1 protein-coding gene and 1 pseudogene are annotated in these 365 nt (G+C 57.8%); both read right to left on the reverse strand.

Annotated elements, in window-relative coordinates:
- Positions 1-140, reverse strand: a pseudogene (gene rplB / locus FG154_RS20905) (50S ribosomal protein L2); the annotation flags it as partial.
- A 21-nt stretch (positions 141-161) separates the two neighbouring features.
- Positions 162-365, reverse strand: a 204-nt coding sequence (locus tag FG154_RS20910; RefSeq protein ID WP_145112091.1) for an uL23 family ribosomal protein, incomplete at its 5' end; no start/stop codon positions are given.

Below are 365 nucleotides of genomic sequence, written 5' to 3' on the forward strand. Positions count from 1 at the left end.
CCGGTGTTGTTGCGGCCACCCTTCTTGGACAGACCTTCGGTCAGGGACTTGACCGGCTTGCCCTTGTAGAGTTCCGAACGGTCCACGATGACCAGCTGACGCTGGCCTGGCGTGATCGGATTAAAATGCTTGAGTGCCATTGTCTCTTACTCCATGGCCTCTCAGAGACCGGTCGAAACGTCGATGCTCTGGCCTTCGGCCAAAGTAACGATCGCTTTCTTGACGTCGCTCTGGCGCCCGATAAGGCCGCGGAAACGCTTGACCTTACCCTTGCGCACTGCAGTGTTGACTGCGGTAACCTTGACGCCGAACAGCGCTTCGACTGCAGCCTTGATTTCCGGCTTCGTTGCCTTGCGGGCTACGTT

The sequence above is a fragment of the Cereibacter sediminicola genome (assembly GCF_007668225.1).
GTDB lineage: Bacteria > Pseudomonadota > Alphaproteobacteria > Rhodobacterales > Rhodobacteraceae > Cereibacter_A > Cereibacter_A azotoformans.